Genomic DNA, 3,688 nt, shown 5'->3' with positions numbered 1-3,688 from the left:
CTCGGCGCCGGTCAGCAGGTCGCCGCGGCCCTGGCGGTTGCTGCTGGACTGCGCCGCCAGCTGGTCGGGCGCGGGGATGTAGAATTCGTTGTCGAGGATCGAGTAGCGCGCCGAATACTCGTTCACGTTGGCGGTGCGGTGCCGGATCCACTGCCGCGCCACGAAGATCGGCAGTTTCACGTGATACTTGATCTCGCACATCTCGAACGGCGTCGTGTGCCGGTGCCGCATGAGATAGTTGATCAGGCCGCGATCCTCGCTGACCTTCTTGGTGCCGCGGCCGTAGGAGACGCGGGCGGCCTGCACCACGGCGGCATCGTCGCCCATGTAATCGATCACCCGGATGAAGCCGTGATCGAGGACCGGCAGCGGCTGGTAGAGGATCTCTTCCAGCGCCGGCACGGTGGCGCGGCGGGTCGGCTGGGTCTGGCTGCGCAGGGCCGCGATTTCGGCTTCCTGCTCCGGCGTAACAGTCATCTTTTCGCCTCTCGCGGGATCGCTCGCCCCGAATCGCGGCAGACCGCGGGGGCAGGCCCTTATAGACCGCCCGCCCCGCCGCCAAAAGCCGGAACGGGGCTTTAAAACCGGCCGCCATGCGCCTACATTACCGCTGTCGGGCAACCGACTATGGCGATAAACGCCGCGCGGAATAGGCGTAACGGACCCGGGGGCAGTACCCGGCGCCTCCACCATGAGCCCAGGCAGTGGTTTCCCTGGTCTGATGCTGGGGGCGAATCAGGCTCGACGTGCGCAATAAAGGCCCGGTTTTCGCCCGGCATGATACCGCCGTTATCGGGTCATCCTAAAAGTGCCAACGACAACACCGTTGCACTCGCTGCCTAATTAGGTAAGCGCGGCCCGGGGGGCGCCGGGCAACAGAAGCCCCCCACCTTCGACGAAATTCTGCCGTCCAGGGCACCGCAGCCACCGCCCGGAATTGAACCTGGCAGGGCGGGGCGGTAGACTTGCGACCCAACGCCCCCGAGATTTCAGTGATGGCCGGCAAACTGCTCGATTACAACCAGCTGGTGGAAACCGCGCTCCGCGGCGCCGTGCGCGACGCGCTCAGGCGCGTGGCCGAATTCGGCCTGCCCGGCAACCACCATTTCTACATCACCTTCCGCACCGACCAGCCCGGTGTCGACATCCCCGAATACCTGCGCGAGCGCTATCCGGAAGAGATGACCATCGTGCTGCAGCACCAGTACTGGGGACTGGAGGCGCGCGAGGATGAATTCCAGGTCACGCTCAGCTTCAACAAGGTGCCGGAGCGGCTGATCATTCCCTATGCGGCGCTGACCGCCTTCGCCGATCCCAGCGTGCAGTTCGGCCTGCAGTTCCGCGTCACCCCCAGCCCCGAAGGGCGGCCTGCCGCCGCCGCGGCCGAGCCGGACAGCTTCGCCGCGCCCGACGATGCCGCGCCGGCGCCGGAACCCGAGCGCAAGACCGGCGACGTCGTCGCGCTGGACGCCTTCCGCAAGAAAAAGACCTGACCTCCGCAGCGGCCGCATTCCCCGCCGCCTGCGTCTCCCCTGACCTGCCGTTCTGGAGATGACCATGCCCGAGTTCCGTTACGAGGACCTGTTCCCGCTTTCCGCCGACCCGACGCCCTACCGCAAGCTGCCGGGCGAGGTGGAGGTGATCAAGGCGGGCGGCCGCGAGGTGCTCCAGGTCAGCGACCAGGTCCTGAGCGATCTCACCTTCGCCGCCATGCGCGACATCGCGCATCTGTTCCGGCCGGGCCATCTGGCGCAGCTGCGCGCCATCCTCGATGACAGGGATGCCTCGCCGAACGACCGCTTCGTTGCGCTGGAGCTGCTGAAGAACGCCAACATCTCCGCCGGCATGGTGCTGCCTTCCTGCCAGGATACCGGCACCGCCATCGTGATCGGCAAGAAGGGCCAGTATGTCTGGACCTCGGGCCGCGACGAGGAGGCGATCTCCCGCGGCGTCTACCGCACCTATACCGAAACCAACCTGCGCTATTCGCAGCTGGCGCCGCTCTCCATGTTCGAGGAGAAGAATACCGGCACCAACCTGCCGGCGCAGATCGAGCTCTACGCCACCGACGGCGACGCCTACAAATTCCTGTTCATGGCCAAGGGCGGCGGCTCGGCCAACAAGACCTTCCTGTACCAGCAGACGCCGGCGGTGCTGCGCGGCGACAACCTGCTGAAATTCCTCGACGCCCAGATCAAGACGCTGGGCACCGCGGCCTGCCCGCCCTACCACCTCGCCATCGTCATCGGCGGCCTCTCGGCCGAGCTGAACCTGAAGACGGCGAAGCTGGCCTCGGCGCGCTATCTCGACGGCCTGCCGACGAAGGGCAGCGAGACCGGCCATGCCTTCCGCGATGTCGAGTTCGAGCAGAAGATCCTCGAACTCACCCGCGTCAGCGGCATCGGCGCGCAGTTCGGCGGCAAGTATTTCTGCCACGACGTGCGCGTCATCCGCCTGCCGCGCCACGGCGCCAGCGTGCCGATCGGCATCGCGGTGTCCTGCTCGGCCGACCGCCAGGCGCTGGCCAAGATCACCCGCGACGGCGTCTTCCTCGAGCAGCTGGAGACCAATCCGGCGCAGTATCTGCCCGAGCATGAGGACAAGCTCTCCGACGAGGTCGTGAAGGTCGACCTCAACCAGCCGATGAGCGAGATCCGCAAGCTGCTGTCGCAGTATCCGGTGAAGACGCGGCTGTCGCTCACCGGCACGCTGATCGTCGCCCGCGACCTCGCGCACCAGAAATTCGCCGAGCGCATCGAGAAGGGGCAGGGGCTGCCCGACTATGTGAAGAACCATCCGATCTACTATGCCGGCCCGGCCAAGACGCCGGACGGCATGCCCTCGGGCTCCTTCGGCCCCACCACCGCCGGCCGCATGGACTCCTATGTCGGCCTGCTGATGGAAAACGGCGGCGGCTTCATCAGCCTCGCCAAGGGCAACCGCTCCAAGCAGGTGACCGAGGCCTGCAAGAAATACGGCGGCTTCTATCTCGGCTCGATCGGCGGACCGGCGGCGATCCTGGCGAAGAACAACATCAAGAAGGTCGAGCAGCACGAATATCCCGAACTCGGGATGGAAGCGGTCTGGAAGATCGAGGTGGAAGACTTCCCCGCCTTCATCGTCGTCGACGACAAGGGCAACGACTTCTTCGCAGAGCTGAAGCTGGGCTGAGGCGCCGGTCTGCTCAGTGCGGGCCCGGGCCGGCGGACAGCCGGTCCGGGCTTTTTTTGCGTCCGGCTGCGAGCCGGTTGCGGCCCGTTCGGAGCCAGTTCGATCCCGTTGGAGGCCAGTTCAGTCCCGTTCGATGCCAGTTGAATCCCGTTGAGAGCCAGTTGAGACCCGTTCAGTCCCGTTGAATCCCGCATAAGCCCTTGGCCGTCCGTGCCAAGTGACTGATTTTCTGATCGACGATGTCCAACAACGGCAGTTTTTTGGCCAATCAGATATCCGCGCACATACGTCATTATGCATGCGGACGCCTATGCTCATGGGAATATAAGCCAACCACTGGGCAAAATCCAGAAGTTTGTTCTTTATATATTCTTACGGCGGCGAAGCTGGTGAGAGCCGGCTTTACAGCCCCAGATAGGCCTGCCGGACGCGGTCGTCGTGCAGCAGTTCCTCGCCGCTGCCCTGCATGACGATGCGGCCGTTCTCCAGCACATAGGCGCGGTCGGCGAGCTTCAGC

Annotated in this window: 3 protein-coding genes, 1 other RNA gene and 1 pseudogene; 3 read left to right on the top strand and 2 right to left on the bottom strand. The window is 65.1% G+C overall.

Features of this window, described 5'->3' with window-relative positions; translation table 11 throughout:
- Window positions 1-477, bottom strand: a 477-nt coding sequence (gene thyX, locus VKZ87_RS05990) for an FAD-dependent thymidylate synthase (protein ID WP_324220343.1), incomplete at its 3' end; no start/stop codon positions are given.
- Between the two features lie 96 nt (window positions 478-573).
- Between thyX and ssrA the strand changes: the two genes are divergently transcribed.
- From ssrA to VKZ87_RS05975, 3 genes are all read left to right on the top strand, one after another.
- Window positions 574-891, top strand: a transfer-messenger RNA (tmRNA) gene (gene ssrA, locus VKZ87_RS05985).
- 104 nt (window positions 892-995) lie between these two features.
- Entirely contained in the window at window positions 996-1,493 is a 498-nt protein-coding gene (locus tag VKZ87_RS05980; RefSeq protein ID WP_324220342.1) for an SspB family protein, read from the top strand.
- A gap of 64 nt (window positions 1,494-1,557) precedes the next feature.
- Entirely contained in the window at window positions 1,558-3,171 is a 1,614-nt protein-coding gene (locus tag VKZ87_RS05975) for a fumarate hydratase (RefSeq protein ID WP_324220341.1), read from the top strand.
- A 402-nt stretch (window positions 3,172-3,573) separates the two neighbouring features.
- On the opposite strand, the pseudogene VKZ87_RS05970 reads toward VKZ87_RS05975, so the two are convergent.
- Window positions 3,574-3,688: pseudogene (locus VKZ87_RS05970) on the bottom strand (ABC transporter ATP-binding protein); the annotation flags it as partial.

Origin of the sequence: Ferrovibrio sp. (assembly GCF_035304305.1) — a bacterium.
In the GTDB taxonomy this organism is placed as follows: Bacteria; Pseudomonadota; Alphaproteobacteria; order Ferrovibrionales; family Ferrovibrionaceae; genus Ferrovibrio.
The sequence above is the reverse complement of the archived record's forward strand: the minus strand, read 5'-3'. Positions and strand labels throughout refer to the sequence as shown.